A 375-nucleotide genomic window follows, 5' to 3' on the forward strand; every position below is an offset into this window, starting at 1 on the left:
GCCGTCGTCGGCAGCGTCAGATGTGTATAAGAGACAGTCCCATGACAGGCCATTGAACAAATTGAATCGCCACGGGTTTAACAGACACCTCAGAGTCATTTAAGATGACTTAAAGAGAGGTGCCCATGAGCGGTAAGCGTTATCCTGAAGAGTTTAAAATTGAAGCAGTCAAACAGGTTGTTGATCGTGGTCATTCTGTTTCAAGCGTTGCAACACGTCTCGATATCACCACCCACAGCCTTTACGCCTGGATAAAGAAGTACGGTCCGGATTCTTCCACTAATAATGAACAGTCAGATGCTCAGGCCGAGATCCGCCGTCTTCAGAAAGAGTTGAAGCGGGTTACCGACGAAAGGGACATATTAAAAAAAGCCG

Annotated in this window: 1 protein-coding gene; it reads left to right on the forward strand. The window is 46.9% G+C overall.

What is annotated here, in order from left to right; all coding sequences use genetic code 11:
- Positions 1-125: 125 nt before the first annotated feature.
- Positions 126-375: transposase (locus ACLRGG_RS21190; RefSeq protein WP_224395138.1), on the forward strand; the 250-nt coding region annotated here is incomplete at its 3' end.

This window comes from Erwinia sp. PPS120 (assembly GCF_047918655.1).
Classification (GTDB): Bacteria; Pseudomonadota; Gammaproteobacteria; order Enterobacterales; family Enterobacteriaceae; genus Erwinia; species Erwinia tasmaniensis_A.